The following is a 26,535-nucleotide window of genomic DNA, read 5'->3' as shown; positions in this document are numbered from 1 at the left end:
CGCCAGAGATGGCAGGGTCATTCGGTTTCGCCGACCACCTCGTCCCAGCTCTTCACCTTGGTCTGGCCATCGAGGAAAGGCAGTGCGGCGGCCGTCAGTTCCGGAGCGAAGAAGACGTCGTAGTGGGTGCGGTTGGGCAGGATGGCGAGACGGTTCTGCGACAGGTTCTCACGCATCCAGCCGGCATCCTTCAGGCCGCCGCCGAGCATCTGGTAGAACTTGATCTCATGCTCGGGCTTGTACATGTCGCTGTCGCCGTAAGCGAGCATGACGGGCATCTTCAGCTTGGGAACGTCGGCGGAGAAGTCGTAGTTCTGGCGCATGAAATTGCCGAGCGCGTCGAGCAGCTTCGGGAAGTCCTCTGGATGTGGCGCGACGGCGACGTAGGATTTGTACATCGGTGTCTCTTTCATGAACGCCGCGGCGGCGGCACTCACCTGCGCCTGCTGCGGACGCATCTCGTCATAAAAGCCGTCGGCGGCGTAGCCGGTCGAGACAAGGACCAGCCGGCGCACAGCCTCGGGATGCTGGACCGCCATGCGGAAGGCAACGCCGCCGCCCAGCGAATAGCCCATGACGTCGACCTTGTCGTAGCCGAGTGTCTTGACGATACCAGCCATATCATCGCCGATCGCCTCCAGGGTGAATGGCCGGTCGCCAAGCGCGGTGCGGCCGTGCCCCTGCAGGTCGACCCCGATGACGGTACGGTTCTCGGCAAGCTTGGCCAGGATCGGCGCGAACATGTCGATGGAGCCGAGGCCGCCATGCAGCAGAAGCAGCGGCTCACCCTTGCCATAGATAGCGTAATAGTAGTTCACGCCGTTGATCGGCAGCAGGCCGGATTTTTGCGGCTTCGGCAGCGTTTGCGTTTCGGCGGTCATGGCGGGCTTCGTCTCCTCTGCATTGATGGTGCCCGGACAAGCGAGAAACGCCGCGGCCGAAGCAAGAATGGCAAAAAACAGGGTTCTGGACATATCGATCTCCTCCTGGTCAACCGATGTCAAAGCGTCCTGGCGAGGTCTTCGAGCTGGTCGGTGCATTGCCCCCAACCCGCATGAAAACCCATCGCCTCGTGCTGCTGCCGGTCGGCGACGCTCCAGTGCCGGACGCGCGCGATGTAGCGGGTCTTGCCCTCGCCTTCGTCCTCGAAGGTCAGCACGCCGGTCATGAACGGTTTTTCCGACGGCTCCCACGCCTGGGTATAGGCATCGGTGAAGATGATCTTCTTGCCGGGAACGACTTCCAGGAAAACCCCGGGATTGGGGAATTCATCGCCGTCAGGACCGGCCATGACGACGAGGCTGTTGCCGCCCGTGCGCACGTCCATCTCGGCACGCGGCGTCGTCCACGGCTTTGGCGCGAACCATTGCGTGATCAGGGTCGGGTCGGTCCAGCAGCGATAGACGTTCTCGCGCGGTGCATCGATGATGCGGGCGAGAACCAGTTCGCGGTCGTTGGCGGGGGCGATGTCGAGCTTGGTGGCCACTATTTTCTCCTCGGGATTCGGCTTGATCTGGCTTCCGTCCCAAGGACGAGCCAATGCAACGCAACCCGACATGCCAGGTGAAAAATTCTGGAGACTGTGCGTGCTTCGGGCGAAGGCGCGCGTCAGTGGCGCTTGGCTTGCACCAGATAGGCGTCGATCTCTGACTCGCCGAGCCACTTGGCTGCTTCCAGACGATGCAGTCCTTCGACAAGTATGTGCCGCTTGCCATCGTGGCGGACCTGGATCGGCGTCTTCATGCCGTTTTCCAGGATATCCTCGGCGAGATGCCGGACGGTCTCGGGATGCAGCGTCTTCTTGCGCGCGGTGGGCACGTAGATGTCGTCGACCTTGACCTTTTGCACCCTGAGCATGCCTGTCCCCATGGCGGAACTGCCGCCGTCTTTCTGAGATAGTCGGTTTGCTCGGGAGGGCCAAGGGCCCGGCTAAGGAATGTCGACCTACAGGCCATCGCCGGCTCGAAAGCCCTCACCCAAGTCATCCGCCGGTTTGCCTGCAGCCGCGTGTTTCGATAAGGCGTCTCGCGATCCAAACAAAGGCCACGGAACAATTCACATGAGCAAATCCCTCGTCACCTTCGTGGGCGTCGCCCATCCCTGGATGTGCGACGTGATGGGGCACATGAATGTGCGCCATTACGCCGCGATGTTCGACGATGCCAGTTTCCAGCTGCTCGGCCATATCGCCGGACAGGACGGCAGCCAGGCAATTGGATGGGCCGACGTGCGCACCGAAATCGACTACCGGCATGAAACGAAAGCCGGCTCGCTGCTCACCATCCGCTCGCATGTGATCAAAGTCGGCCGCACCTCCATCACCTTCGAACAGGTGATGTCCGGATCGATCGATGGCATCGTCCATGCATCGAGCCGGACGACCAGCGTGCGCTTCGATCTCACCGCCCGGGCCTCGGTGGCGCTTGACGAGCCGATGCGCGACCGCGCCGCGGCCTTCCTTGTCGAATAGGTCGGCGCCGGCCTGTCAATCGCTGTAGATGCGATCCTGCAAGGGCGTTTCGGCAATCAGGACTTGGATCCCGGACAAAAGCGCCTTCTCGGCGCGATTCATCGCCTTGTCGGGATTGGTCAGCAGGAAGATGTCGATGGCCGGCGGCGCATCGTAAGGCGGCAATCGCCACAGCATACCATCGGCCACGTCGCGCCGCGCCACATGCAGCGGCAATGGCCCAATGCCGAGCCCTGCCACGATCATGCGCCGCACCTCCTCCAGGCTGGACGACACGCCGACGACATCGGCATTCAGCTTGGCCTCGCTGCGCAGCAACGCCACCGGCCGCAAGGCGTCCGAAATGTGATCGGTCTGGAAGGACACGGACGGCTCGCCCTGCAGATCTGCAAGCGTCAATCCGGTCTTCCCGAAAAGCCTGTGCTGCGGGCCGCAGAAAAAACCGAAGAACTCGCGGTAGACCATCGCATAGTCCAGCGCCGGATCGCGCTGGCTGACCAGGCAGATGCCGAAGGAAGCGCGGCGCTCCCGCACCTGCTTGGCCACTTCCGTGCTTGCCGCGACCGAGATGGTGATGGAGCCGCGCGGGTAGTTGCGGTGGAATTCCGCAAGTGCCCGGTCAAACAGCGGCGACACGACATGGCTGGCGGTCGCGATCATGACGTGACCGGTGACGTCGTCGCTGATCCCGCGCATCAGCAGCGGCAGTTGCGATATGGTGCCGAACACCTCCACGCTCTGCTCATAGATCAGGAGCCCGACCTCGGTGAGTTCGAAGCGTGTCGCATCACGCTCGACCAGGCGCCGACCAACGCGATCCTCCAGGCGCCGCAGCGCGTTGCTGACGCTGGGTTGCTTGAGGTTCAGGCGCTCGGCTGCCCGGGTGATGCTTTTCACCTCCGCGATGACGACGAATGTGCGCAGCAGGTTCCAGTCGAGGTCCCAGACCAGCCGTTCGGGGCGAGGCAATGCCATTCCTGATATCTATGCTCCCTATTCCCATTATCTATTTGCGCAATGCTGGAGCAAAGGCAATCATTGACATCAGGAGAGCGCCCCAACGCCTCCCAAGAACAAGCCTTCGCGCTCCATCCAGAGGACAGAAATTCAGATGAACAAGGTATTTTCCGGCATCGCGGTTGCCGCACTGCTGCTTGCTTCGGCCTTCACCGCCGTTTCGGCCAGCGCCGACGATCTCGAAACGATCAAGTCGGCAGGCGAACTGAAGATTTCGATGAGCGGGCAGTATCCGCCCTTCAACTTCGTCAACGACCAGAACGAGGTTGTCGGCTTCGACGCCGATATCGGCAAGGCCATCGCCGAACGCATCGGCGTCAAGGGAACCATCATCACCACCGCCTGGGACGGCATCATCGCCGGCCTGCTCGCAAACAAATACGACACCGTCGTTGGCTCGATGACGATCACGCCTGAGCGCGAGAAAGTCGTCGATTTCGTCGGCCCCTACTATCACGCCGGCCGCGCGGTCTTCGTGAACCAGGATTCCAAGGTGCAGAGCCTCGACGATCTCAAGGGCAAGACCCTTGGCGTGACGCTGGGCGAGACGCACGAGAAATGGGCGCGCGCGCAGGGTGGCTGGGATGTCCGCACCTACAAGGGCTTGCCGGAATTGTTGCTGGAATTGAAGGCGGGCCGTGTCGATGCCATCGTCGTCGACAACATTCCGGTCATGGTCGCCGTCAAGGAAACCGGCGAGAAGGTGCGCAGGCTCGACACGCCTGACATCGAAGGCGGCAGCGTCGCCATCGGCATAGCCATCCGCAAGGACAATCCGGAGCTCAAGGCCGCCATGCAGAAGGCATTGGACGGGATGATGGCAGACGGCACCTACGAGAAGATCTCCAAGCAGTGGGTCGGCACCGACATCCGCTAATTCCATCCGGTTTTCAGGCGGCCTGGTCGCCTGAAAGCCAAACGACATTCCTGCCGGGTAGACCCCATGGATTTCTCCTTGATGAACCGTGTCTTCCCGTTTTTCGTGGAAGCGGCGCTCGTGACGCTGGAACTGACAGTGCTGGCCCTGGTCCTGGGGCTGGCGGCCGCGGCGCTGGCGGCGGCCGCCCGGATGTCGAGATCGGCGATCCTGCGGGCCGTCGGCACTGTCTATGTCAGCCTGTTTCGCGGCACACCCTGCCTGATCCAGCTGTTCGTGTTCTATTTCGGCGGACCGCAGATCGGCATCAATCTGGAGCCGTTCACGGCTGGTGTGATCGGCCTTGGCCTCAACATCGGCGCCTATATGGCGGAATCGATCCGGGGCGCCGTGATGGCGGTCGACCGCGGCCAGACGGAGGCTGCCCGCACCATCGGATTCAGCCGTTTGCAGACCTTGCGCAAAGTCGTGCTGCCGCAGGCCGCGAGGCTGATGATCCGCCCGCTCGGCGTCAACACGGTCGCCTTGCTGAAGGGGTCCGCGCTGGTGTCCACCATTTCGGTGGTGGAGTTGACCTATACGGCCCAGCGTTTCATCGGCTCCACCTACAAGCCGTTCGAGATTTTCGGCGTCGCGGCCCTGCTTTACATGATCATGGTCTACGCCATTGCCCGCATTGTCGACATGCTCGACAAGCGCTTTGCCATCATCTGATCGGGGAAGTGTGATGCAAGGTCTCGATTTCAGCGTCGTCGTGCCGTACTGGGACCTTCTTCTGACAGGCGCCTGGTGGACATCGGTGCTGACGGTCTCGGCTGGAGCCCTCAGTTTCGCCTTCGGCATCCTGTTCGCCGTCATCGTCCTCTACGCACCGGCGATGCTGGCCTACCCGGTGCGCGCCTTCATGTGGGTGTTCATGGGTACGCCGCTGTTGCTGCAACTTTTCCTGATCTATTTCGGACTGGTGCAGATCGGCATCGACATCCCTGCCCTTGCCGCCGGCATCATCGGGCTTGGGCTGCATTTTGCCGTCTACAATGCCGATGTCATTCGCGCGGGCATCGTGGCGGTCGACGTCGGCCAAACGGAAGGCGCGCGCAGCATCGGCTTCGGCAAATGGCAGGCGCTGCGCTACGTCGTGATACCGCAAGCCATCCGCAACACGGCGCCGCCGATCGGCGGCAACCTGATCGCGCAGTTGAAGGAATCCTCGATCGTCTCGGTCATCGGCATCGCGGAGCTCGTTCATTCGGCGCAACTGGCGATCAGCGAAACGTTCCGCCCGTTCGAATTCTACATTACGGCTGCCGTGCTCTACTACATTCTCAACCTGGTGCTCGAAGCGGCCTTGCATCGGTTTGAACGGCATGTGGAGGTTTCCCGATGAGCACGCAGAGGCCAATGGTGGAGGTTCGCGGGGCGCGCAAATCCTTCGGCGTCGTCGAGGTTCTCAAGGGTATCGACCTGTCGGTCGAGCGTGGGCAGATCGTGGCGATCATCGGTCCAAGCGGGTCCGGCAAGAGCACGCTGCTGCGCTCGATCAATCATCTCGAGACATTGAACGGTGGCGAAGTCTGGCTGGACGGCGTGCAGGTCAACCAGCCACTGCATGGCCAGGCCTTCGAGCGACACATCAACAAGGTGCGCCAGCAAATGGGCATGGTGTTCCAGCACTTCAATCTGTTCCCGCATCTGACCGTGATCGAGAACATCACCATGGGGCCGGTGATCCTGAAAGGCATGCCGAAAGCCGATGCCAAGGCGCTCGCGCACGAGCTCCTCTCCAAGGTCGGGCTCGCCGAAAAGATCGACGCCTACCCCTCACGGCTTTCGGGCGGCCAAAAGCAGCGTGTGGCGATTGCCCGTGCTCTGGCCATGCAGCCCAAGGTGATGCTGTTCGATGAAGCCACTTCGGCGCTCGACCCGGAACTGGTCGACGAGGTCAACGCGGTGATGAAACAGCTTGCCGCCGAACACATGACCATGCTCATCGTAACGCATGAGATGCGCTTTGCCGGCGAGGTGGCCGACCGAGTGCTGTTCATGGATGGCGGGGTGGTTGTCGAGGAAGGCCCGCCAGCAGAGATCTTTCGCGCGCCGCGGAAGGAACGCACGCGCGGCTTCCTCAAGAAATATCTTTCCGCCTGAGCAAGATGATGACCAGATACCCCACGGAATTCCCCGATTTCGGACTGACGGCGGAGCAGCGCCGTCACGCGGTGCGCGGCCACTATTACGAGTGGCCAGGCATGGATGGCGAGCGCGGCGAGATCTGGTGCTACAGCGACCGGTTTTCGTATCGCGCCGGCGAGACGGTTACGCTGCATGTCAGTTCCACAGCTCCGTCATTCAGCATGACCATCACCCGAGACGGCGGCATCGAGGCGAAAGTGTTCGAGACATCCGGCATCGCGTCGCGCTGGCAGGACAGCCCGGACCAGTGCTCGGCCGAAGGCTGCGGCTGGGAATCCTCCTTTGAATTCCGTGTGGAAAACGACTGGCCGTCCGGCGCCTATCGCGTGACTCTGACCGCCGACGGGCGCGACGGCAAGCCGATCCAAAGTCACCACATCTTTATCGTCTCGCCCCAACCGGGCAAGAAGCCGGGCCGAGTGCTGCAGGTGGCGGCGACGGGCACCTGGCTCGCATACAACACCTGGGGCGGTTCCAACCATTATCAGGGCATTACCGGGCCCGACCGCGACCAGTACTCGCCCATCGTGTCGACGCAGCGCCCCTGGTGCCGCGGCTTTGCCGTGCTGCCTGCGGACGCGCCGCGCGTGCCGCTGGCAGTCGCGGTGCCGCCGAAGACGGTGCCGCGCTATCCGCACATGGAATGGGCGCTCGCCACCGGCCATTCGAAGAAATACGCCTCGTCGGGCTGGGCCAGCTACGACAGCCATTTTTTTCGCTTTGCCGAACGGGCGGGCTATGATGCCGATCTGACCAGCCAGCACGACCTGCATTTCTCGCCCGAGATTCTCGACGGCTACGACTGCGCGGTCTTCGTCGGCCATGACGAATACTGGACCTGGGAAATGCGCGATGCCGTCGACTTCTATGTCGAGCGCGGCGGCCATGCGGCGCGCTTTGCCGGCAATTTCATGTGGCAAACCCGGCTGGAGGATGAAGGCCGCCGGCAGGTTTGCTACAAATACCGCGCGCGGGCCGAAGACCCCGCCTATCGCGGCGGCGACGTGACACGCGCCACCAATTCCTGGGAAGCGCCCGAAATCGGCAGGCCGGGTGCCGCGACCTTCGGGCTCAACGCCACCCGTGGCCTTTACGCGGGCTGGGGCGGCTGCGCGCCGCGCGGCGTGCGCGGGTTTCCGGTCTACCGGCCAGAGCACTGGGCCTTTGCCGGGACCGGCATCTATTATGGCGACCTGCTGGGCGCCGACAGCCATGTCTATGGCTATGAGGTCGACGGGCTCGATTTCGAGATCCGTGGCGGCCTGCCCTACCCGACCGCGACCAGCGGCGCGCCCGATGGCTTGCAGGTGCTGGCCGTCGGCATGGCCAGCCAGGTCGAGGAAAGCGCCGACATCCCGGTCGAGGACCAGTTCCTCACCGACGAGGATGGCCGCTTCAGCGCCGAGACGCTGTTCGGCGACAGGAGCGACGCCAATCTCGAAAAGGTCAAACGCAGCAATGGCATGATCGTCAATTTTCCACGCGGCAAGGGCGAGGTGTTCCACGCCGGAAGCTGCGAATGGGTCGCCGGCCTGCTAAGACAAGACCCGATGGTCGAACGGGTTACCCAGAATGTCCTCGATCGCTATCTTGGAAAGTCCTGACATGTCGAAAGTCCAGCATGCCGCCGAAACTCGGCGAGAATCGCATCTCTTCTATCTGTCCAGCCTGCGCCGACCGCTCATCGATCGCGCCGAAGGCATCTACATGTGGACGCAGGATGGCCGCCGTTTCATCGACGGATCGAGCGGCCCGATGGTCGCCAATATCGGCCATTCCAACCGCAATGTGCTCGATGCCATGAAGCGGCAGATGGACCGCGCCACCTTCGCCTACCGGCTGCATTTCGAAAACGAGCCAGCGGAAGAACTGGCGCGAGAACTTGCCGGCAAGCTTCCGCAAGGCATGGACCGCATCTTCTTCGTCTCCGGCGGCTCGGAGGCGACGGAATCCTGCATCAAGCTGGCCCGGCAATGGGCCGTCGCCACCGGCCAGGCCGGCCGCTGGAAAGTGATCACCCGCTTTCCTTCCTATCATGGCGGCACGCTGGGTTCGCTTTCGATCACCGGCGACGATGCGCTGGCCGAGACTTTTACGCCGATGATGCGGGTGATGCCGACCGTGCCGGCACCAACCGCCTGGCGCGACCGCGACAATTTCTCGATGGAGCAGCGCGGCGTCCGCTACGCCGACATGCTGGAGGAAAAGATCCTCGCCGAAGGCCCCGAAAGCGTCGTCGCCTTCATCATGGAGCCGATCGGCGGCGCGGCGACCGCCGCGCTGGTGGCGCCCGACAGCTACTATGCGCGCATCCGCGAAATCTGCGACCGCTACGGCATCCTGCTCATCCACGACGAAGTGATGAGCGGTGCGGGCCGCACCGGCAAATTCCTCGGCGGCGACCATTGGAACTGCAAGCCGGACATCGTCGCGCTGTCGAAAGGCCTGGGCTCCGGCTACGCGCCGCTCGGCGCGCTGGCGGTATCGATGCGGCTGGTGCAGCCTCTGCTCGCTTCCGGGGGCTTCCAGCATGGCCACACCTATGCCGGCAATCCTCTCGCCTGCGCCGCCGGGCTTGCGGTGCTGGGCGAAATGGACCGGCTCGACCTGATCGCCAATGCGGCTGCCATGGGCGATGTGCTCATGGACGGCCTGAAGGCACTTGCGAAACGGTTTCCATTCATTGCCGATGTGCGCGGCAAGGGGCTGCTTACGGGTGCCGAGATGGTCGCCGATCCTGATACGCTGAAGCCCATCGACCAGCCAAAGAAAGCGACGCAGCGGCTGCTCGACCTCGCCTATGAGCGCGGGTTGATCATCTATGGCCGCAGGGTCAAGGGCGGCGTCGACGGCGACAATTTCATGGTGGCGCCGCCGATGATCGTCACCAGCGAGCAGGTCGGCGAGATCATCTCCATTGTCGGCGACTCGCTCGAAATCCTGGCCGGCGAACTCGACTTGCCGGTCGAAGGCCGGGGGTAGAGGAATGGCGCCGCGAAAAGTCATCATCACCTGCGCCGTCACCGGTTCGGTGCATACGCCGTCCATGTCGCCCCATCTGCCGGTGACGCCGGACCAGATCGCGGCGGATGCGATCGCCGCGGCCGAGGCCGGGGCCTCGATCCTGCATCTGCATGCACGCGACCCCAGGGATGGCCGCCCGACCGCCGATCCTGAAGTGTTCATGCAGTTCCTGCCGCGCATCAAGCAGGCGACCGATGCGGTGATCAACATCACCACCGGCGGCTCCTCGCTAATGACATTGGACCAACGGTTGGCGGCACCGCTGCGGGCTGAACCCGAAATGTGTTCGCTCAACATGGGTTCGATGAATTTCGCGCTGTTCCCGATGCTCGACAGGCCAAGGGAATGGCAGCACGAATGGGAGCCAAAGCTGCTCGAAGCAACCCGCGACACCATCTTCAAAAACACCTTCGCCGACATGGAAGGCGTGCTCGAGCGGCTTGGCAAAGGCTGCGGCACGCGCTTCGAATTCGAGTGCTACGATGTCGGCCACCTCTATTCGCTGGCGCATTTTCGCGACCGGGGTCTGGTGTCCGGGCCGCTGTTCATCCAGTTCGTGCTGGGCATCCTGGGCGGCATCGGCGCCGACCCGGACAATCTCATCCATATGAAGCGCATCGCCGACAAATTGTTCGGCGACAGCTACCAGTTTTCGGTACTGGCCGCTGGGCGGAGCCAGATGCCGCTGATCTCGATCGCCGCCGCGATGGGCGGAAATGTGCGTGTCGGGCTGGAGGACAGCCTCTACGACGGTCGCCAATTGGCGAAATCCAACGCCGACCAGGTGCGCCGCATCCGTGGCATTCTCGATGGCCTGTCGCTGGAGGTTGCCACACCGGCGGAAGCGCGCGACATGCTGGCGCTCAAGGGCGGCGACCGCGTGGCTTTTTGAAATGATGACTGAGATGCTTGCGCCCAGTCCCGCCCCCTGTCCCATCGGACCTACAATGACTATCCGTTCGCCCGAGATCATCCTCCGCCCCGGCACCATCGATGATGTCGAAACCATCCATGCGGCGATCCTGAAACTCGGCACCCATATCGGCGCGCCCGAGGAAATCATCTCGACGGCGGACGATCTCAGAACCTGGGGCTTCGGCGCAAAGCCCGCTTTCTCGACCCTGATCGCCGAAGTCGGTGGCGAATTCGCCGGGCTGTGCCTGCATTTCCCGATCTTCTCGACCTGGATGGGACGGCCTGGCGTCTATGTGCAGGACCTCTATGTCGAAGACCGGTTCCGTGGCCGCAAGATCGGCGAACGCCTGCTGCGCCGCGTGGCGGCGGAATGCCGCAGGGATGGCGGCGTTTATCTGAGGCTGTCCGTCGACACCGACAATGAGAGCGCCAAGGCTTTTTACGAGAGGCTGGGCATTGCCTGGTCGAGCTACGAGCAGACGCAGAAAATCATCGGCGAGGCCTTTTTTGCCTTCGCCGACACGCCGGAAAATGGGGACCAGCCATGAAAGCCTTCTACGCGCAGGAGCAGAAGCGGCACGACCCCAAGGCTTTCCTTTCCAGCGGTGCCGCGCAACCAAATCCTGAAAAACCGGAACGCGCCGAAAGATTATTAGCCGGCGCAAGGTCTGCGGGTTGCACCATCGAAAGACCCGGGAATCATGGGCTCGGCCCGGTCTCCGCCGTGCATACGCCCGAATATCTCGACTTCCTCGAACATATTTTCGAGCGCTGGCAGCGGATCGACGGAGCGTCGGCGGAGGTCATCCCCAATATCCACCCGATCGCCCGCAACGGCTCCTATCCAGCCTCCGCTGTCGGTCAGGCCGGATACCACATGGCAGACACGGCCTGCCCGATCTCGGGCGAGACATGGCAGAGCGCGCTGTGGAGTGCCTGGAGCGCCGTCGAGGCGGCGGAAACGGTGATGGCAGGCGCTTCCGGCGCCTATGCGCTGTGCCGACCGCCTGGCCACCACGCCTTTGCCGATGTCGCCGGCGGCTTCTGCTTCATCAACAATTCGGCCGTCGCGGCACAGGTGCTGCGTAGGCAGGCGGCCCGCGTGGCGATCCTCGATGTCGACCTGCATCACGGCAACGGCACGCAAGGCATCTTCTATGCGCGACCCGACGTGCTGACAGTCTCGCTGCATGCCGATCCGGTGCGCTTCTACCCGTTCTTCTGGGGCCATGCCGACGAGCGCGGCGAAGGTCCCGGCCTCGGCTACAATTTCAATCTGCCGCTGCCGCGCAAATCCGCCGATGCGGCGTTTCTGGAAGCGCTCGGCGTGGCGTTCCAGCGCATCCGAGCCTTCTCTCCCGATGTACTGGTCGTGGCGCTCGGCCTCGACGCGTTCGAGGGCGATCCGTTCGGCGGGCTTTCGGTGACGACGCCGGGCTTCTCGCGCATCGGCGAGGCCATCGCCGGCCTCGGCCTGCGGACGGTCATCGTCCAGGAAGGCGGCTATCTCTGCGACGAACTCGGCGACAATCTCACCGCCTTCCTCACCGGTTTTGGCGGCAAGGCGCAGTGACAATGCGAGCCCACGTCAGGAGCGTTGCTGCCTGAGCATGGCAATCACCCGGTGCACGCTTTCCAGCGTCTCGTCGATTTCGGACGCCGTGTTGTAATGCGCGATGCCGATGCGCACGACGCCTTGCTCGGCCGGAATGCCCAGTTGGTGGACGATCTCCCAGGCATAGTTGTGGCCCGACCACAGGAAGATGTTTTCGGCGTTCATCTGCCGCACGATCGTTTCGGGCACTATGCCGTCCACGGTGAAGGAAACAGTCGGCACACGATCGCCGAGCCGTTTCGGATCGGTGATGCCATGGATCGCCAGGCCCGGAATATCGGACAGACCATCGATCAACCTTTGCGCCAACGGGTTTTCATAGGCGATGGAGACTTCGAACGCCTTGGCAATCCTGCGCCTTCTCGATCCGCCCTCGCCGGCGCCGAGGTCGGCAAAATAGTCAATTGCAGCTGTGAGGCCGGCCATCAGTTCGATCTGCGGCGTGCCGAGTTCGAAGCGCTCCGGCAGGCCGTTCGAGGAACAGCGGCACTTATAGGCCTTCAGACCTTCGAGGATGTCGCACCGGCCCCACAGGATGCCCATATGCGGGCCGAAGAATTTGTAGGCCGAGCAGATCAAAAAATCGCAGCCGAGCTCCTGCACGTCGATCAGGCCATGCGGCGCGAATTGCACGGCATCGACATAGACCAGAGCTCCGGCCTTTTTTGCAAGTTGGGTCAAGGACTTGACCCGGTTGATCGAGCCGGTGAGATTGCTGGCGTAGTTCAACGCCACCAATCGTGTCTTCCCAGACAGCAGACCAGCGAGCGTCGCCTCCTCGACCTGCCAGGTCTTTTCGTCGAACGGCAGCCAGCGCACGACGAGGCCGAGGTCCTCGGCCAGTTGCAGCCAGGGCGACACATTGCCCTCATGGTCCATGCGGGTGAGGATGATCTCGTCGCCTGGCTTCATCGTGCGGCCGAGCGTTCGCGACATGTGAAAGGTCAGCGTCGTCATGTTGGCGCCGATGATGATTTCCTGGGGACTCGCCGCGCCAAGGAAATCGGCCATCGCCTGGTGCGCCTCGTCGACGACCTGCTGCGCGGCGATCGTCGTTTCAAAATAGCCGCCTAGATTGGCGTTGGTCGTCAAGAGGCAGCGCGCGACCGCATCGGCGACGGCCTGAGGCACCTGCGTCCCGGCGGGATTGTCGAGATAGATGCGCCGGCGCCCTTTGTCGGTCAGCGAGAGAGCGGGAAATTTTCCACGCACGGCCTCGATCGAAAAATCCACCATTGTCTCCACCCCTTTGCTGTTGCTCGACAATTCCGGACCCGGCCCGGTCACGGACAAGGATTGCCGAACCGCTGGTGAATGGCGTCCACCGCCTTCTGCATTTCTTCGGTCCAGACGACATCCACCGAGGACAGTGCCATCTCCAGCTGCGAAATGGTTGTCGCGCCGACGATGTTCGATGTGACGAAAGGCCGGCTCGAGACATAGGCATTGGCAAACAGCGCCGGCTCCAGGCCGAAAGAGCGCGCCAGTTCATTGTATTCGAGCTGCGCCTCAGCGGCATTGGGCGTCTCATAACGCTGACCGCGGTTGAAGAGCTGCGAGCGCGAGCCCTGCGGGCGGGCGCCGTGATCGTACTTGCCGGTCAGATAACCCTGCGCCAGCGGCGAATAGGCAAGCAGCGACACTCCTTCGCGTTCGCAGACCTCGGCGAGGTTCACCTCGAAGGTCCGGTTGACGAGGTTGTAGGCGTTCTGGATCGAGGCGACGCGCGGACCGATCCCTTTGTCGGCCTCGGCGAGGAAGCGCATCACGCCCCACGAACTCTCGTTCGACAGGCCGAAATGGCGGATTTTTCCTGCCTTCACCAGTTCCTCGAATACCGCAAGCGTCTCGGCGATCGGCGTCTCGCCGACTGGCGCGCCGACGGAATCGGCGCGCCGCGCCACCGCGCCGACGCGCGTCGGGTTGGCGCCCCATGGGATGTCCCGTTCCGGCCAGTGGATTTGATAAAGGTCGAGATAGTCCGTGCCGAGCTTGGTCAGCGACTTGTCGATGGCATCAAAGATATCGGCCCGCACCAATTGCGAGGGTCGGTCGCCGCGAAACCAGCTGTTGGCGGTACGGCCGACCACCTTTGAGGCGAGGATCACCTTGTCGCGATTGCCCTTGGCCTTCATCCAGCTGCCGATGATCTTCTCGGTCCGCCCTTGCGTCTCCGCCTTGGGCGGGATCGGATAGAGTTCAGCGGTGTCGATGAAATTGACGCCACGCGAGAAGGCCAGGTCCATCTGGGCATGGCCCTCGGCCTCGGTGTTCTGCTGGCCCCAGGTCATCGAACCGAGGCAAATCTGGGTGACAAGAAGATCGGTCCGGCCGAGACGGCGTTTGTGCATGGAATTCTGCTCCGGAGGGAAAAACATGCGCGGCTGCGCGGGAGGAAACCGCATCTTATAGGAAAGCGGAGGCGCTCTCCAAGCCTTGCCAGGCCGACTTTTGCGTGAGCAGGGACGGCTAGCGGCTTGCGGCGGCCACGGCGCGGCGCTTGGCCTCGTCGATCAGCATGTTGGCCACTTGCATGCGGATCATCGCGCGCTGGCGCAAATGCGGCGCAACCCGGTCAGGATGGTTGGCAAAAGCAAAGCTGCGGCGCATGCGACTGAAATCGGCAACGACCTTGGGCTGATTCAGTCCCAGTTCGACCGCAATCGATTCAGGATCGATTGGCGGCAATTCGTCTTCCGGCTTCGGTTCTTCGCCAGCCAGGGCCAGCCTTGCCTGTTCAAGCAGGGCGGCAAATTCGCTGGCCAGATCAGCACCAGCCTCGCGATATTCCGCGGCGGATACCTTGATGCGGCCGGAATGGAGTTCATCGGCGACCGAAAGATAGTCGAACGGGATGGATGGGCGCGCGCCGGTCTCGTCGCCCTCGATGCCGTCGCCCTTGTCGGAGGCAACGAAGAGGTCGTCGAGCAACGAAGCGAAATCACGCTTGGCGCTGGTAGCGATGTCAGCCTCCCCCTTGCCTGACTGTCTGGATTGCAGAGCATAGAACCGGCTCGTTAAAAATACATGCCACAGGTCTTAACGAATTTAGCCGTTGCGAGGATTGCGATCGAGGATCAATGGCTCCTCGACCAAAAGCCGGACTGCACTTTCATGCAGTCCGGAAATTCGCCAGGAGTGGCGAGGAAAAACTGGCCATGTGCCAGCGTCGAAGCCTACGAGTCGCGCTGCGCGAAAGTTCCACGGAGCCGAAAAAAATTTTATGAAAATCATTCGGACATGGCAGGCATGCAAATGCTGCACTGCACAATTGTCACGATTCACGTATATTGTGTGGTGTGGAGGACCAACCAGGAGCCTGAATCATGGGTTTCTTCACGGAAATGTTCGCCCGGCCGCGCCCGCAGGAACATCAGAGATATCGTGCGGCGCTGGCGCTGCTTCATTCGATGAGCAGCGCCGAGCGTGCCGACATCGGCATCAAGCCCGCCGATTTCCCGCGTATCGCCCGCGAAATGTCCATCCGCTAGGCTGCATCCCGCGAGATGTCCCGGATCGATCCAGGACATCTCGGACGTCACGCCTCAACGCGATCCCAGGAACGTCGCCTTGCCCAACGGCACGCCATTGTGGCGAAGAATGTCGTAGGCGGTGGTAAGGTGGAAATAGAAGTTGGGCATGGCCACATGCAGCAGATACTGCATGCCGCTCAATGTGGTTTCCCGGCCCCCCAGCTTCAACTCGATCATCCTGTCATCCGACCCGTCGATATCGGCGGCCGAAAAAGTCGCCAGATGAGCCAGTGTCTTGGCGATCCTCGCTTCGAGATCGGCAAAGCTCGCCTCATTGTCTTCGTATTTCGGCACTTCGCGGCTGGCTAGCCGTGAGGGTGCTCCCTTGGCATGGTCGGTGGCGATCTGCACCTGTCGGGTCAAAGCGAACATGTCGGGCGCAAGCCGCGCCGTCAAAAACACCTGCGGGTCGATCTTGCGGTCAAGCGCGTTTTGTTCGGCTGCCGCGAGCACATTGGAAAGAGCTTTCAGCCTGGCTGAAAACACGGGCACGGATGCCTCATACATCGATATCGTCACGTCAAATCTCCTGTTCGGCAGGAACGCCGGCGGGAGGACGTAGCGCCCTCAAGCACGATTCTTCAAGGTGCAGCCGCACGGCGTCACCACGTCGCCGCAATCGCCATGGTAGAATCTTCGTTATCGAGCGGAGATTCCCGATGAGACGCGCCCTTCTCGCAGCGACAGCCCTTCTCTCCCTTGCCACGACAGCCCAGACGGCATTGGCCGCCAGCGATACGCCCGAAGCGCCTTACGTCGATGATCGGTCGAGCGCGGATGCGGTCGTCCGCTCGCTCTACAGCGCCATCAACCGGCACGAATTCGCTCGCGCCTGGGGCTATTACGGCGATACAAAGCCGGCAAAGGATTTCGATACGTTCGTCAAAGGCTATGACGGCACCAATACGGTGGAGGTCAAGACCGGTCCGATTTCGGACGAGGGCGCGGCGGGCAGCATCTATTACAATGTCCCGGTCGCCATCCAGGCAACCGACAAGAAGGGCGAAGCGAAGGTCTTCGCCGGCTGCTACACGCTGCGCCAGGTCAACGCCCAGATCCAGGCGCCGCCCTTCCAGCCGATCTTCATCGACAAGGGGGCGCTGAAGCCCTCCACCGTGGATTTCGACGATGCGTTGCCGCCAAGCTGCGGCGATGGTCCGCCGCCGCCGAAGAAGGATACCGCACTGGAACAAGTCAAGAAGGCCTTCCTGGCGACCTATGGCGACCAGTGTGACAAGCAACTCCTGGCCAATGAGCCGGAGGTCTTTTCGATCAAATACAAGGACAAGAATGCTCAGCCGGGCGACCCGGACAAGGAAACGCGGCTGTTCCATTTCTCCTGCTCGGCCGCCGCCTACAATGAAAGCTCGGTCTACTACATAACCGACGAGGTGGACGGCGTCCGGCAATTGCAATTCGCCGAGCCCGAGACCGATATACGCTACGAGAACAATGACAGCGACGGCAAGCTGTTGAGCGTGACGGTGATCGGCTTCCAGACCACGGGGTGGGCGGTCAACTCCGACTATGACCAGGACACCCACACGATCACCACCTTCAACAAATGGCGGGGCGTCGGCGATGCCTCGGATTCCGGGACCTACCTGTTCCGCAACGGCGATTTCTCGCTGGTCCAGTATGACGTCGACGCGTCGTATGACGGCGAGGAAAATCCGCAGACGATTGTCGACTACAACACCGCGCCTTAGTCCAAATGGCGCGTCGGGCGCTATGGTGCCTTCGACAGCATCCAGTTGAGCGTGCCGCGCCAGTCGACCATGCGGATCGGCGTGCCATGCGTGCCGGTCTCGAAGCGGACGAAGCGGGTCGGATAGGTCTTCGACCTGGCTAGGATGGAGCGGAAGAACGCTTCCTGGTTGGCCACGGGAAAGACCACGTCATGGCTGCCCTGGCCGAAGAACACTGGCACGCGACGCTTGAAGGCGGGGCTAGCGAGAAAGCTCTCGTCCCACAGCGATCCGAGCAGCAGCAATCCATTGATGCGCCCGCCCGTATCCTTGCGGGCGGCAAGCTTCCAGCACAGCGCACCGCCCATCGAGCCGCAGGCGACGAAGATTTTCGCGCCCGGGGACTGTTCGGCATAATGGTCGATCAGGGCCGCGACCAGTGCTGCGCCCTTGTCCCCGAAATCAGGAAAATCCGGAGAGATATAGAGCCCGCCATTGCCGGCCATCAGGTTCTTGAGGCGGTTGAAATTGCCGCCGAAGGTGAAGTCGTCGATGCCTTGCTTGCGGCTGCCACCCTGCCCGTGCAGATAGAGCACGATGACGGCGGCCCCTTGCGTCTTGCCGACGGCGACATGCCTGACATCGCCGGCGTCCGTCTTCAGCATCAGATCCTGCTGCGTCTTGCGCACGCCGGTGTCGGCATACTGGGCATGCACGCGCTTTTCCGGCACCTCGTCACGCTGGTTGATGTCGCGCATTTCACGGTAGTCGAGGACCGTGTAGGCACCATTTGTGTCGGATGAGAGCGTCGCCGGATAGGCGAAGAGATCGTCTTTGAAGGATTTCAGTTCGAGCGCATTGGCGTGGGCGGCGGAAAACAGGAAAAGCAGGGCCATGAAGGCAGCGCGGCACGCCCCCCTCTGGCCTGCCGGCCATCTCCCCCTCAAGGGGGGAGATTGGACACGCGTTCGGCTTTCGCCATGCTCCAAAGTTGCACGGTGGACACCCTCATCGAAACTGCTGATCTCCCCCCTTGAGGGGGAGATGGCCCGCAGGCCAGAGGGGGGTAGAAGCGCAAACGCTGGTGAACTGAAAAACATCACTCAGGCATGCGTAATTCGGCTCGGGTTTGTCAATCCTGCAGCACGCCGCCCGCGCCTTCGAGAGCCTCTCGGGTGTCAACGTCGACGGACGCGCCCTCGCCGATCTCGACATCGATGACATCGAGCCCCTCGGCCTCGACCAGATGACGTGCGCCGGTATCGCCTTCGAGATGGCCGACGGCCGCGAACAGCGAACGCGGCAGAAGCACCGGATTGCCGCGTTTGCCTTCATGCGAGGCGCGAACCACTGAGTTGCCGCCGGCCTTGCGGAACGCATCGATCAGCCGGTCGAGGTCATCGGATGCGACGCCCGGCATGTCCCCAAGAACGATCATCGCACCCGCGACGTCTTGAGGCAGATAGGCAATTCCGGCCTTCAGGGAGGTCGACAGGCCATCGGCAAAGTCGGGATTGTCGGCGAAGGTGACGTCGAGGCCCGACAGTGCGGCGCGCACCCGCTCGCGCTGATGGCCGGTGACGACGATCGTGCCCGAAGCCTTCGAGGCGAGCGCGCGTTCGGTGGTGCGGCGCACCAGCGGCTGGCCGTCGAACAGCGCCATCAGCTTGTTCGGTCCGCCCATGCGGCTCGACCGGCCCGCCGCCAGAAGCACGATTGCAACCTTGAGCCGGTTTTTGGCCGGCAGCGGCTCGCGCGGCTGCGGCCGCGTCGGTATCTCCATCAGCAGGCCGCCGACGCCCATGCCGGCGATGTCGCCCGCCGTGACATCGAGGCCGGCAATCAACCGGTCGAGCACCCAATCGAAGCCGTTCTCCTTGGGGCTGCGGGCACAGCCAGGCGCGCCGATGACGCGCTTGCCGCCGAGTGTGCCGAGCACCAACAGATTGCCGGGATCGACCGGCATGCCGGCACGGACAACAATCCCCCCGGCCCTCTCGATCGCCGCCGGAACGACATCGGCGAAATCGCTCATGGCGGAAGCGCCGAAGATCACCACCATGTCGTTGTCGCGCGCCAGCGCGATGGCGGCCTCGGCGACAGGGCCGATCTCATGCGGCGTGCGGCGCTCCGCCGTCAGCCTGCCGCCCGAGCGCGCGAGCCGGGCTTCGGTGACGCGCAAGGTCTTGTCGAGCACACCGGGCTTGGTGCCCGGCAGCACCGTCTGGATGACGCCGACACGCACCGGCCGATAGGCGTTGACTGCGAAGATTTCGCCGCCTGCGCAGATCTTCATCACGGCGTCGACCAGCGATGAGGCGACCGCGAAGGGGATGATCTTCACCGTCGCAACCATCTGACCCTTCTCGACCGCCGCATGCTGAGCCAGCGTGGCGATGGTGATGGCCGGATCGACGGCATTGATGGCGTCGATGACAGCGGCCTTGACCGTGAAGATACCGGCCGCCTTGGCGTGAAGATTGACCCGACCCGTGGCGGCGGGCCTTGCCTCGATGCCGCCAAAGGTCATGCTCTGCGCAATCGTTTGCGCGGCGGCGTCCTCGCCGAGATCGTCGGAGGCCAGCACGGCGGCGACAACCTGCAGGATACCCGCCCCTTTGAGCGTGGAGACATCTTCGGCGCTCAACCTGTGCGCCTTGCGAAACCGCCTTTCGCCGGCGGTGGTGGCATGGGCCAGCACAGCCCCCTCGGCCGCCTCGATCGGGATCGGACCGAATTTCACGCCACAGCGCCCTTCGCTTCGAGGCCGCGCGAGCGGAAGGCATGGATGGTCTGCGCGAGAATGGCGACGGCGATCTCGGCGGGGCTTGCCGCCCCAATGTCCAGCCCGATCGGCGCGTGGATACGCGCGATCTGGTCGGCACTCGCGCCCAGCGCCAGCAGGCGCTCGACGCGCTTGGCGTGCGTCTTGCGGCTGCCGAGCGCCCCGACATAGAAACAGTTGGCGTCGAGTGCCGCCTTCAGCGCGAAATCATCGATCTTCGGGTCATGGGTGACGGCGGCGAGCGCGGTGTAAGCGTCGAGCGGCTGGCGCTCCAGCACATCCTGCGGCCAGTCCGCATGCAAGGCGACATCGGGAAAACGGTCTGATGTGGCAAAGGCGGTGCGCGGATCGATGATCTCCAGCGGATAGCCGGCGATCCGGGCCATCGGCGCAAGCGCCTGGCTGATATGGACGGCGCCGATCACCACAAGGCGCGGCCGCGGCAGATGCGCATTGAGAAAGAAGGTCCGACCTTCCGCCTCGACGGAGCCGGAATTGCCGGATCGAAACGCCTTGGCGATCGCCACTCCGAGATCGCCGGCGACGTTGTCCCCCTCGCGCACGATACGGTCGCGACCATCACCGAGATCGGTGACGAGGATCGCCGCGCGGCGGGCGCGCCGCTCGGCATTGAGCGTTTTCAGCGCATAGGGATCCATCCGAGGTCAGCCCAATCGCTCAACATAAACCTTGATGCGGCCGCCACAGGACAGGCCCACCTGCCAGGCCGTCTCATCGGCGACGCCGAACTCAAGCATCCTGGCCTTGCCGGAGCCGATGACGTCGACCGCCTCGGTCACGACGGCGCCCTCGACGCAGCCGCCCGAAACCGAACCGTGGAAATTGCCATCGGCATCGATGACAAGGTGGCTGCCGACCGGACGCGGCGCCGAACCCCAGGTCTCGACCACGGTCGCGATGGCGACATCCTTGCCGTCCTTCATCCAGGCTTCCGCGATGATCAGCGGGTCGCGGGCCTCATCGAGATAGATGCTGTCGCTCATCGTTGCTTCTCTCAGGGTCTGTTTTTTCAAGGAGCCGGGAAACATATGGCTATGCTGCGTGCCTGGCGCCAGCATCCATCCACCGGCGCGGATCGACCGAAAGCGCCGATTTCTTGTCCAGCGATGCGCAGAGATCGGCGAGCGCGTCGAGATTGTGCACCGAGCGGAATTCGTCGACATGCGGCAGCATCGCCTTCACACCGCGAGGGCGCGCCTGAAAACCGTCGAAGCGGAGCAAAGGGTTCAGCCAGATCAGCCGCCGGCAGGATTTGTGCAGCCGCTCCATCTCTTCCGACAAGCCCACGACATCGTCACGCTCCAGCCCGTCGGTGATCAGAAGCACCACGGCGCCCTGCCCCAGCACGCGCCGCGACCATACAAGGTTGAACTCGGCCAGCGTATCGCCGATGCGCGTGCCGCCGGACCAGTCCTTGACCGCCGCCGAACAGTCGGCAAGGGCGGCATCGGGATCGCGGTGGCGCATCTGCCGGGTGAGATTGGTCAGCCGCGTGCCGAAGACAAAGGTATGCACGCGCCGGCGCTTTTCCGTCAGCGCATGCAGGAAATGCAGGAAGATGCGCGTGTACTGGCTCATCGAACCGGAAATGTCGGCCAGCACCACCAGAGGCGGGTGGACTTCGCGGACCGAGCGGAATTTCGGCAGGATCAATTCACCGCCGGTGCGCGCGGCCGCGCGCATCATGGCGCGCGGATCAATGCGGCGGCCGTGCGCATCGGCCTTGAACCGCCTGGTCCGCATCATGTCCACGGGCAGCCGCAACGCCGCGATCGCCTTCCTGGCATCGGCCATCTCGGCTGCGTTCATCTGCGCGAAATCCTTGCCCCGCAACAGCTCGTTGCCGGAGAAAGTGAAGCGGGCATCGACCTCGATCTCCGGGATTTCCCGAGGCGGCTGGTTCTTCTGGTGACCCTCGAACATCGCTTGACTGACACGGCTTTCGGCCGCGCGCGGCTTCTGCTTCTCCCTGACGTCAGGCGCCACCGGCGAAAACATCGCCAGCAGCTTCTCGATCAGTTCACGCGATTTCCAGAACAGCCTGAAGGCTTCGTCGAAGATGGCATGATCCTCGTGCCGGGACACCAGCACGGCGTGCAGCGTCCAGTAGAAATCATCGCGCGAGCCGATGCCGGAGACGAGTACCGCCTCGATGGCGTCCTTGACCGAGGCTGGCCCGACCCGCATGCCGGCCTTGCGCAAGGTGCGGGCGAAATAGACGATGTTGTCGGCGATCCGGCCGTCGGCCGTCGCCTCTCTGGGGTCGGGACGCGGCGCGTTCACTCTTGCTACTCCGCCGCCGCGAGCTCAGCCTTGACCTCGTCGAGGATGCGCCGGCCCTCGCCCGCGCCGATGCGGGCAATGTCGTCCTGGTATTTCAGCAACACGCCGATCGTGTCGGACACGGTCTCCGGATCGAGCGCCACCTTGTCGAGTTCGGTCAGCGCCCCGGCCCAGTCGATAGTCTCGGCGACGCCCGGCACCTTGAACAGTTCGATCTGGCGCAGCTTCTGGATGAAGGAGACCACTTCAGCGGAAAGCCGCTGGTTGGCCCGTGGCACCTTGCGGCGCACGATCTCCAGCTCTCGTTCCGCAACGGGATAATCGACCCAGTGGTAGAGGCAGCGCCGCTTCAGCGCGTCGTGGATCTCGCGTGTGCGGTTGGTGGTGATGATGACGATCGGCGGCTCTTCCGCCTTGATGGTGCCGAGTTCAGGCACCGTCACTTGGAAGTCGGAGAGGATTTCGAGCAGGAAGGCTTCGAAGGCTTCATCGGTGCGGTCGAGCTCGTCGATCAGGAAGACCGGGGCCGCACCCGTCTTTCCGGTCAGCGCATCGAGCACCGGCCGACGGATCAGGTTTTTTTCGGAAAAGACGTTGCGCTCCATGGCGGAGCGCTCGACCTTGCCGGCCGCCTCCTCCATGCGAATCTCGATCATCTGCGCGGCGTAATTCCATTCATAGACGGCCGAGGAGACATCGAGCCCCTCATAGCACTGCAGGCGGATCAGCCGGCGGCCGAGCGCCTCTGCCAACACCTTGGCGATCTCGGTCTTGCCGACGCCGGCCTCGCCCTCGAGGAAAAGCGGCCGTTTCATGCGCAGCGACAGGAAAAGCACCGTTGCCAGCGACCGGTCCGCGACATAGTCCGCACCGGTCAGGAGATCGAGCGTTTCGTCGATCGTCCCCGGCACGGGGCGCGGTTTCAAGTCGCTCATTCCTTCTCCGTAGGTACGGCTGCCCCACTTTCCAGAACGTGGTAGCCGCGTGCGTGGTAAATCAGCGGCCGCAAATTATCGCCCATACGCAGGCCTGTCACCTTGCCAAAAAGCACACGATGGGTGGCCAGGTCCTTGGTATCGATCAACTCGCAGTCGAACACGGCGAGCGCGCCCTTCAATGTCGGCGCACCAGTGGAAATGGCATCCCATTCGCCGAGCGCGAAACGCTCTTCGACCGGCAACCCAGTCATGCCGGAGAATCCAATCGACAGCGGCTCCTGGTGCGAAGCCAGCGTGTTCAGGGCAAATTTGCCGTTCTTCACGAACAGCTCATTCTTGGCATTTTCACGATTGAGGCAGACCAGGATGGTCGGCGGCGTGTCCGACACCGAACAGGCCGCGATCACCGTCGCCCCGCGCTTGCCGGCGGGCCCATCGGTGGTCACCACATGGACGTGACCGGCAAAATGGCTCATCGCGTCGCGATAGGCTTGCGGTCCAATATCGTTCTTCTTCAGCACTGGAAGTTTCCGTGGCCATTGTTCGCCTGACATATATGGCCAGACATCACTTGCCACAAGCGAAGTGCTTGGCCCATATCCCGAATTCGCGTGTTGCACCAAGGCCGGACAGCCTTTAGGTCTTGGCGGGAATTGGTGCCCACGCGACGTCGCGGGCTTGGAGGGACGGTTCGGCAGGATGGGATCCGGGGCAACGATATCCATCGCACTGGCCTGGCTGTTGCTGACCGGTGCCGCTGGCGCACAGACGCTCACGATCGGGGTCGCCGCGCCCCTGTCGGGACCGTCGGCCATCCTCGGCAAGCAGATCGAGGCTGGCGCCGAACTCGCCGCGGAGGCGGACGGCGTCCAGCTCAAGACCGTGGATGACGCCTGCACCGGCGACGGCGGCGCCGCAGCGGCAAGGGAGTTCGCGGCAGCCAAGGTCAATGTCGTGATCGGCTTTCTCTGCACGGAGGCGATCGAAGCGGCGATGCCTGTCCTGAAGGACGCCAACATCCCGGTCATCACCGTCGGCGTGCGAACCGAAAGCCTGACCGACCGCCGCGCCAAGACCGGCTGGCCGGTCTATCGCCTCGGGCCGCGCGGCGATGACGAGCGCAACGCCGTCGCCTCTAACCTGACCCGCCTGTGGCGTGATGAATTGTTCGCCATCATCGACGACGGCACCATCTATGGCCGCGAGATCGCCGAGACATTTCGCGCCGCGGCGGAGCAGGCAGCGTTGAAACCGGTCTTCGTCGACACGTTCCGGCCGCAGCTCGACAACCAGATCGGCCTGATCGGACGGCTGAAGAAGGCTGGCGCCACGCATGTCTTTGCCGGCGGCGACGGTGACGACATCGCCATCATGGGGCGCGATGCCGCCCAACTCCAGGCCGGCATCGTCCTTGCCGGCGGCGAAAACCTGCGCACGCCGCCCGGTGACGTGCCCTATGCATCCGGTACGCTGATGATCGCCCAGCCGGAATGGGCGGATATCGCGAACCCTAAAGTGCTGGAGAGCTTCGCCGCGCGAAAGATCGTGCCGGACGGCTATACCTTGCCAGGCTATGCGGCGATCGAGATCGCCAAGGCGGCGGCAGGCTTGTCCGAAAGCTCCGGCAAGCCGCTGACCGACGCACTCACCGGGCATGATTTCACCACGGCGATCGGGCCGGTCCGCTTCGACGCCAAGGGCGACCTCAGCCGGAGCCCCTACCGTGTCTTCCGCTTCGACGGCACCCGCTTCGTGCCCTTGGAAAACAACTGATGTTCCGCACCGGCCCGCGCAATCTCATATCGGACGTTGCCGGCCTGCGCGTCGGCAACGCTTCCGATGCCAGGCTGAAGTCCGGCGTGACGACCGTGCTTTGCGACGAGCCGGCGGTGGCGGGTGTCCAGATCCTGGGCGGCGCGCCCGGCACCCGCGAGACGGATTTGCTGGAACCGCACAATTCCGTCGAGACAATCCATGCCGTTGTGCTGTCGGGCGGTTCGGCTTTCGGCCTCGATGCCGCGTCCGGCGTGCAGGCCGCGCTGCGCGAGCGCGGCATCGGCCTCGAGGTGGGCGGCTTCCGGGTGCCGATCGTGCCAGCGGCGATCCTATTCGACCTGCGCAATGGCGGCGACAAGGACTGGGGCCGTTATCCGCCCTATCGCGACCTCGGCTACGAGTCGGTGCAGGCTGCCGCTGCCGATTTCCTGCTTGGCACGGCCGGCGCCGGCACCGGCGCACTGACTTCGGGCCTGAAGGGCGGCCTTGGCTCCGCCTCGACGCTGCTGGACAATGGCATCACCATCGGCGCGCTGGCCGCCGTCAACCCGACCGGCTCTGTAACCGTTGGCCGCACCCGCCATTTCTGGGCGGCGCCCTTCGAAATCGGCGATGAATTCGGCGGGCTCGGCTATCTCTCGCCCATGCCCGAAGACGCCAAGCGGATCTTGCTGAAATACCGCGACAAGGAACACGGGCGGCAGATGGAAACCGGCGGCAACACGACCATCGCCGTCATCGCGACGGACGCGGTCCTCACCAAGGCCGCCGCGAAACGCCTGGCGATTGCGGCGCATGACGGCTTCGTGCGCGCCATCTGGCCGACCCATACGCCGGCCGACGGCGATCTGGTGTTCGCGTTGGCGACCGGCAAGAGCGGGATCGAACTCACCGCCGACGCCGCGGTCGACCTCTATGCCGTGGCCGGCGCGACCATGGCACGCGCCATCAGCCGTGGGGTGTTTGCCGCGACGCCAGCCGATAATGATTTGTTCCCAGTCTGGTCGTCGCGCCTGGGCTAAGGCCTTCGATCAAACCGGATCGGATTTCTCTTCCTCGAACGTCACCGCGACATCGGAATTCGCCGACAGCCAAACCTTCTTGCCATCGACCTCGGCAACCAGGGCCAGGGAAATATAATGATGATGGCCCTTGTGAGCGCCCTCGCCGCTATCGGCCTTGGTCAGCTTGATGCGCTGGCCATCGACCTTGTCGACCGTGCCGATATGCACGCCATCGGCGCCGACGACTTCCATGTGCTCACGAATTTTGCTGGTGTCGGTCATGGTAGCTTCTCCATTGGGGATTGCCGACAATAACAAATGACGAGCGGATTGGATGCATCGGCTTTGGTCCGCACGACGTTTTGATTTCGTCGTGCTAGGGATTGAAACGATCAC

30 protein-coding genes are annotated in these 26,535 nt (G+C 63.2%); 14 read left to right on the top strand and 16 right to left on the bottom strand.

What is annotated here, in order from left to right; translation table 11 throughout:
• Window positions 1–17: 17 nt before the first annotated feature.
• The 3 genes from EN808_RS07830 to EN808_RS07820 form a co-directional block, all read right to left on the bottom strand.
• Complete coding sequence (locus tag EN808_RS07830) at window positions 18–974, bottom strand: alpha/beta hydrolase (RefSeq protein ID WP_135915508.1); 957 nt, start codon at window positions 972–974, stop codon at window positions 18–20.
• Between the two features lie 26 nt (window positions 975–1,000).
• Window positions 1,001–1,486, bottom strand: a complete 486-nt coding sequence (locus tag EN808_RS07825; protein WP_135915507.1) for an SRPBCC family protein — start codon at window positions 1,484–1,486, stop codon at window positions 1,001–1,003.
• A gap of 122 nt (window positions 1,487–1,608) precedes the next feature.
• Window positions 1,609–1,857, bottom strand: coding sequence for a ParB N-terminal domain-containing protein (locus EN808_RS07820; protein WP_127276129.1), 249 nt, complete (start codon window positions 1,855–1,857; stop codon window positions 1,609–1,611).
• Window positions 1,858–2,059: 202 nt separating this feature from the next.
• Between EN808_RS07820 and EN808_RS07815 the strand changes: the two genes are divergently transcribed.
• Window positions 2,060–2,470: an acyl-CoA thioesterase gene (locus EN808_RS07815; RefSeq protein ID WP_135915506.1), complete on the top strand. Its 411-nt coding sequence runs from the start codon at window positions 2,060–2,062 to the stop codon at window positions 2,468–2,470.
• 15 nt (window positions 2,471–2,485) lie between these two features.
• Here the strand turns inward: EN808_RS07815 and EN808_RS07810 are convergent, their stop codons facing one another.
• Window positions 2,486–3,445 (bottom strand): LysR family transcriptional regulator, encoded by a 960-nt coding sequence (locus EN808_RS07810; RefSeq protein WP_135915505.1) that lies wholly within the window; start codon window positions 3,443–3,445, stop codon window positions 2,486–2,488.
• Between the two features lie 136 nt (window positions 3,446–3,581).
• Between EN808_RS07810 and EN808_RS07805 the strand changes: the two genes are divergently transcribed.
• From EN808_RS07805 to EN808_RS07765, 9 genes are all read left to right on the top strand, one after another.
• On the top strand, window positions 3,582–4,364 hold the full coding sequence (locus tag EN808_RS07805) for an ABC transporter substrate-binding protein (RefSeq protein ID WP_135915504.1): 783 nt from the start codon (window positions 3,582–3,584) through the stop codon (window positions 4,362–4,364).
• 66 nt (window positions 4,365–4,430) lie between these two features.
• Complete coding sequence (locus EN808_RS07800) at window positions 4,431–5,078, top strand: amino acid ABC transporter permease (RefSeq protein ID WP_135915503.1); 648 nt, start codon at window positions 4,431–4,433, stop codon at window positions 5,076–5,078.
• A gap of 13 nt (window positions 5,079–5,091) precedes the next feature.
• Entirely contained in the window at window positions 5,092–5,751 is a 660-nt protein-coding gene (locus EN808_RS07795; RefSeq protein WP_135915502.1) for an amino acid ABC transporter permease, read from the top strand.
• Window positions 5,748–6,512, top strand: coding sequence for an amino acid ABC transporter ATP-binding protein (locus EN808_RS07790; protein ID WP_135915501.1), 765 nt, complete (start codon window positions 5,748–5,750; stop codon window positions 6,510–6,512). Before EN808_RS07795 ends, EN808_RS07790 begins: the two co-directional genes overlap by 4 nt.
• An 8-nt stretch (window positions 6,513–6,520) precedes the next feature.
• Entirely contained in the window at window positions 6,521–8,161 is a 1,641-nt protein-coding gene (locus tag EN808_RS07785; RefSeq protein WP_135915500.1) for a N,N-dimethylformamidase beta subunit family domain-containing protein, read from the top strand.
• Window position 8,162: 1 nt separating this feature from the next.
• Complete coding sequence (locus EN808_RS07780) at window positions 8,163–9,539, top strand: aspartate aminotransferase family protein (RefSeq protein ID WP_135915499.1); 1,377 nt, start codon at window positions 8,163–8,165, stop codon at window positions 9,537–9,539.
• Window positions 9,540–9,543: 4 nt separating this feature from the next.
• The gene (locus tag EN808_RS07775; protein ID WP_135915498.1) at window positions 9,544–10,473 is read left to right on the top strand and encodes a 3-keto-5-aminohexanoate cleavage protein; all 930 of its coding nucleotides are present in this window, start codon (window positions 9,544–9,546) and stop codon (window positions 10,471–10,473) included.
• 55 nt (window positions 10,474–10,528) lie between these two features.
• A complete protein-coding gene (locus EN808_RS07770; protein ID WP_135915497.1) occupies window positions 10,529–11,044 on the top strand; it encodes a GNAT family N-acetyltransferase in 516 nt (171 codons plus the stop codon).
• Window positions 11,041–12,069, top strand: a complete 1,029-nt coding sequence (locus EN808_RS07765) for a histone deacetylase family protein (RefSeq protein ID WP_135915496.1) — start codon at window positions 11,041–11,043, stop codon at window positions 12,067–12,069. Before EN808_RS07770 ends, EN808_RS07765 begins: the two co-directional genes overlap by 4 nt.
• A 15-nt stretch (window positions 12,070–12,084) precedes the next feature.
• Here the strand turns inward: EN808_RS07765 and EN808_RS07760 are convergent, their stop codons facing one another.
• From EN808_RS07760 to EN808_RS07750, 3 genes are all read right to left on the bottom strand, one after another.
• Window positions 12,085–13,347, bottom strand: a complete 1,263-nt coding sequence (locus EN808_RS07760) for a cysteine desulfurase-like protein (protein ID WP_189524072.1) — start codon at window positions 13,345–13,347, stop codon at window positions 12,085–12,087.
• Between the two features lie 47 nt (window positions 13,348–13,394).
• The gene (locus EN808_RS07755) at window positions 13,395–14,462 is read right to left on the bottom strand and encodes an aldo/keto reductase (protein WP_135915494.1); all 1,068 of its coding nucleotides are present in this window, start codon (window positions 14,460–14,462) and stop codon (window positions 13,395–13,397) included.
• Between the two features lie 118 nt (window positions 14,463–14,580).
• Window positions 14,581–15,042 (bottom strand): hypothetical protein, encoded by a 462-nt coding sequence (locus tag EN808_RS07750; protein ID WP_135915493.1) that lies wholly within the window; start codon window positions 15,040–15,042, stop codon window positions 14,581–14,583.
• Window positions 15,043–15,437: 395 nt separating this feature from the next.
• On the opposite strand from EN808_RS07750, the gene EN808_RS07745 reads away from it, so the two are divergent.
• Complete coding sequence (locus EN808_RS07745) at window positions 15,438–15,602, top strand: hypothetical protein (RefSeq protein ID WP_127280965.1); 165 nt, start codon at window positions 15,438–15,440, stop codon at window positions 15,600–15,602.
• A gap of 54 nt (window positions 15,603–15,656) precedes the next feature.
• Here EN808_RS07745 and EN808_RS07740 read toward each other — a convergent pair whose 3' ends face one another.
• On the bottom strand, window positions 15,657–16,163 hold the full coding sequence (locus tag EN808_RS07740; RefSeq protein WP_135915492.1) for a DUF1993 family protein: 507 nt from the start codon (window positions 16,161–16,163) through the stop codon (window positions 15,657–15,659).
• A 140-nt stretch (window positions 16,164–16,303) separates the two neighbouring features.
• Here EN808_RS07740 and EN808_RS07735 point away from each other — a divergent pair, with 140 nt between their 5' ends.
• On the top strand, window positions 16,304–17,353 hold the full coding sequence (locus tag EN808_RS07735) for a DUF1176 domain-containing protein (RefSeq protein ID WP_135915491.1): 1,050 nt from the start codon (window positions 16,304–16,306) through the stop codon (window positions 17,351–17,353).
• 20 nt (window positions 17,354–17,373) lie between these two features.
• Here EN808_RS07735 and EN808_RS07730 read toward each other — a convergent pair whose 3' ends face one another.
• The 7 genes from EN808_RS07730 to EN808_RS07695 all read right to left on the bottom strand — a co-directional run bounded on the left by EN808_RS07730 (window position 17,374) and on the right by EN808_RS07695 (window position 23,880).
• A complete protein-coding gene (locus EN808_RS07730; protein WP_135915490.1) occupies window positions 17,374–18,228 on the bottom strand; it encodes an alpha/beta hydrolase in 855 nt (284 codons plus the stop codon).
• Window positions 18,229–18,464: 236 nt separating this feature from the next.
• Window positions 18,465–20,075, bottom strand: a complete 1,611-nt coding sequence (locus EN808_RS07720) for a molybdopterin-binding/glycosyltransferase family 2 protein (RefSeq protein WP_135915489.1) — start codon at window positions 20,073–20,075, stop codon at window positions 18,465–18,467.
• Window positions 20,072–20,776: an XdhC family protein gene (locus EN808_RS07715; RefSeq protein WP_135915488.1), complete on the bottom strand. Its 705-nt coding sequence runs from the start codon at window positions 20,774–20,776 to the stop codon at window positions 20,072–20,074. The genes EN808_RS07720 and EN808_RS07715 overlap by 4 nt, the downstream gene beginning before the upstream one ends.
• Window positions 20,777–20,782: 6 nt before the next feature.
• Window positions 20,783–21,121 carry an XdhC family protein gene (locus tag EN808_RS07710; protein WP_127280086.1) on the bottom strand — a complete coding sequence of 113 codons (339 nt, stop codon included), beginning with the start codon at window positions 21,119–21,121 and terminating at the stop codon, window positions 20,783–20,785.
• A 49-nt stretch (window positions 21,122–21,170) separates the two neighbouring features.
• Complete coding sequence (locus EN808_RS07705; RefSeq protein ID WP_135915487.1) at window positions 21,171–22,421, bottom strand: VWA domain-containing protein; 1,251 nt, start codon at window positions 22,419–22,421, stop codon at window positions 21,171–21,173.
• 5 nt (window positions 22,422–22,426) lie between these two features.
• Complete coding sequence (locus tag EN808_RS07700; RefSeq protein ID WP_135915486.1) at window positions 22,427–23,356, bottom strand: MoxR family ATPase; 930 nt, start codon at window positions 23,354–23,356, stop codon at window positions 22,427–22,429.
• Complete coding sequence (locus EN808_RS07695; protein WP_135915485.1) at window positions 23,353–23,880, bottom strand: flavin reductase; 528 nt, start codon at window positions 23,878–23,880, stop codon at window positions 23,353–23,355. Before EN808_RS07695 ends, EN808_RS07700 begins: the two co-directional genes overlap by 4 nt.
• 178 nt (window positions 23,881–24,058) lie before the next feature.
• On the opposite strand from EN808_RS07695, the gene EN808_RS07690 reads away from it, so the two are divergent.
• Both EN808_RS07690 and EN808_RS07685 read left to right on the top strand, forming a co-directional pair.
• Complete coding sequence (locus tag EN808_RS07690) at window positions 24,059–25,132, top strand: ABC transporter substrate-binding protein (RefSeq protein ID WP_135915484.1); 1,074 nt, start codon at window positions 24,059–24,061, stop codon at window positions 25,130–25,132.
• Window positions 25,132–26,157, top strand: a complete 1,026-nt coding sequence (locus EN808_RS07685; RefSeq protein ID WP_135915483.1) for a P1 family peptidase — start codon at window positions 25,132–25,134, stop codon at window positions 26,155–26,157. Before EN808_RS07690 ends, EN808_RS07685 begins: the two co-directional genes overlap by 1 nt.
• A 9-nt stretch (window positions 26,158–26,166) precedes the next feature.
• Here the strand turns inward: EN808_RS07685 and EN808_RS07680 are convergent, their stop codons facing one another.
• A complete protein-coding gene (locus tag EN808_RS07680) occupies window positions 26,167–26,421 on the bottom strand; it encodes a DUF2171 domain-containing protein (RefSeq protein WP_023773164.1) in 255 nt (84 codons plus the stop codon).
• Between the last annotated feature and the right edge of the window lie 114 nt (window positions 26,422–26,535).

Origin of the sequence: Mesorhizobium sp. M8A.F.Ca.ET.165.01.1.1 (assembly GCF_004792065.1) — a bacterium.
Classification (GTDB): domain Bacteria; phylum Pseudomonadota; class Alphaproteobacteria; order Rhizobiales; family Rhizobiaceae; genus Mesorhizobium.
The sequence above is the reverse complement of the archived record's forward strand: the minus strand, read 5'-3'. Positions and strand labels throughout refer to the sequence as shown.

Coding starts and splice junctions, on each gene's coding strand:
- EN808_RS07775 (WP_135915498.1), top strand. CDS start 9,544: ATGGCGCCGCGAAAAGTCATCATCACCTGCGCCGTCACCGGTTCGGTG.
- EN808_RS07765 (WP_135915496.1), top strand. CDS start 11,041: ATGAAAGCCTTCTACGCGCAGGAGCAGAAGCGGCACGACCCCAAGGCT.
- EN808_RS07685 (WP_135915483.1), top strand. CDS start 25,132: ATGTTCCGCACCGGCCCGCGCAATCTCATATCGGACGTTGCCGGCCTG.
- EN808_RS07830 (WP_135915508.1), bottom strand. CDS start 974: ATGTCCAGAACCCTGTTTTTTGCCATTCTTGCTTCGGCCGCGGCGTTT.
- EN808_RS07755 (WP_135915494.1), bottom strand. CDS start 14,462: ATGCACAAACGCCGTCTCGGCCGGACCGATCTTCTTGTCACCCAGATT.
- EN808_RS07805 (WP_135915504.1), top strand. CDS start 3,582: ATGAACAAGGTATTTTCCGGCATCGCGGTTGCCGCACTGCTGCTTGCT.
- EN808_RS07710 (WP_127280086.1), bottom strand. CDS start 21,121: ATGAGCGACAGCATCTATCTCGATGAGGCCCGCGACCCGCTGATCATC.
- EN808_RS07715 (WP_135915488.1), bottom strand. CDS start 20,776: ATGGATCCCTATGCGCTGAAAACGCTCAATGCCGAGCGGCGCGCCCGC.
- EN808_RS07735 (WP_135915491.1), top strand. CDS start 16,304: ATGAGACGCGCCCTTCTCGCAGCGACAGCCCTTCTCTCCCTTGCCACG.
- EN808_RS07780 (WP_135915499.1), top strand. CDS start 8,163: ATGTCGAAAGTCCAGCATGCCGCCGAAACTCGGCGAGAATCGCATCTC.
- EN808_RS07745 (WP_127280965.1), top strand. CDS start 15,438: ATGGGTTTCTTCACGGAAATGTTCGCCCGGCCGCGCCCGCAGGAACAT.
- EN808_RS07730 (WP_135915490.1), bottom strand. CDS start 18,228: ATGGCCCTGCTTTTCCTGTTTTCCGCCGCCCACGCCAATGCGCTCGAA.
- EN808_RS07800 (WP_135915503.1), top strand. CDS start 4,431: ATGGATTTCTCCTTGATGAACCGTGTCTTCCCGTTTTTCGTGGAAGCG.
- EN808_RS07810 (WP_135915505.1), bottom strand. CDS start 3,445: ATGGCATTGCCTCGCCCCGAACGGCTGGTCTGGGACCTCGACTGGAAC.
- EN808_RS07700 (WP_135915486.1), bottom strand. CDS start 23,356: ATGAGCGACTTGAAACCGCGCCCCGTGCCGGGGACGATCGACGAAACG.
- EN808_RS07785 (WP_135915500.1), top strand. CDS start 6,521: ATGACCAGATACCCCACGGAATTCCCCGATTTCGGACTGACGGCGGAG.
- EN808_RS07690 (WP_135915484.1), top strand. CDS start 24,059: ATGGGATCCGGGGCAACGATATCCATCGCACTGGCCTGGCTGTTGCTG.
- EN808_RS07815 (WP_135915506.1), top strand. CDS start 2,060: ATGAGCAAATCCCTCGTCACCTTCGTGGGCGTCGCCCATCCCTGGATG.
- EN808_RS07770 (WP_135915497.1), top strand. CDS start 10,529: ATGACTATCCGTTCGCCCGAGATCATCCTCCGCCCCGGCACCATCGAT.
- EN808_RS07790 (WP_135915501.1), top strand. CDS start 5,748: ATGAGCACGCAGAGGCCAATGGTGGAGGTTCGCGGGGCGCGCAAATCC.
- EN808_RS07760 (WP_189524072.1), bottom strand. CDS start 13,347: ATGGTGGATTTTTCGATCGAGGCCGTGCGTGGAAAATTTCCCGCTCTC.
- EN808_RS07795 (WP_135915502.1), top strand. CDS start 5,092: ATGCAAGGTCTCGATTTCAGCGTCGTCGTGCCGTACTGGGACCTTCTT.
- EN808_RS07680 (WP_023773164.1), bottom strand. CDS start 26,421: ATGACCGACACCAGCAAAATTCGTGAGCACATGGAAGTCGTCGGCGCC.
- EN808_RS07820 (WP_127276129.1), bottom strand. CDS start 1,857: ATGCTCAGGGTGCAAAAGGTCAAGGTCGACGACATCTACGTGCCCACC.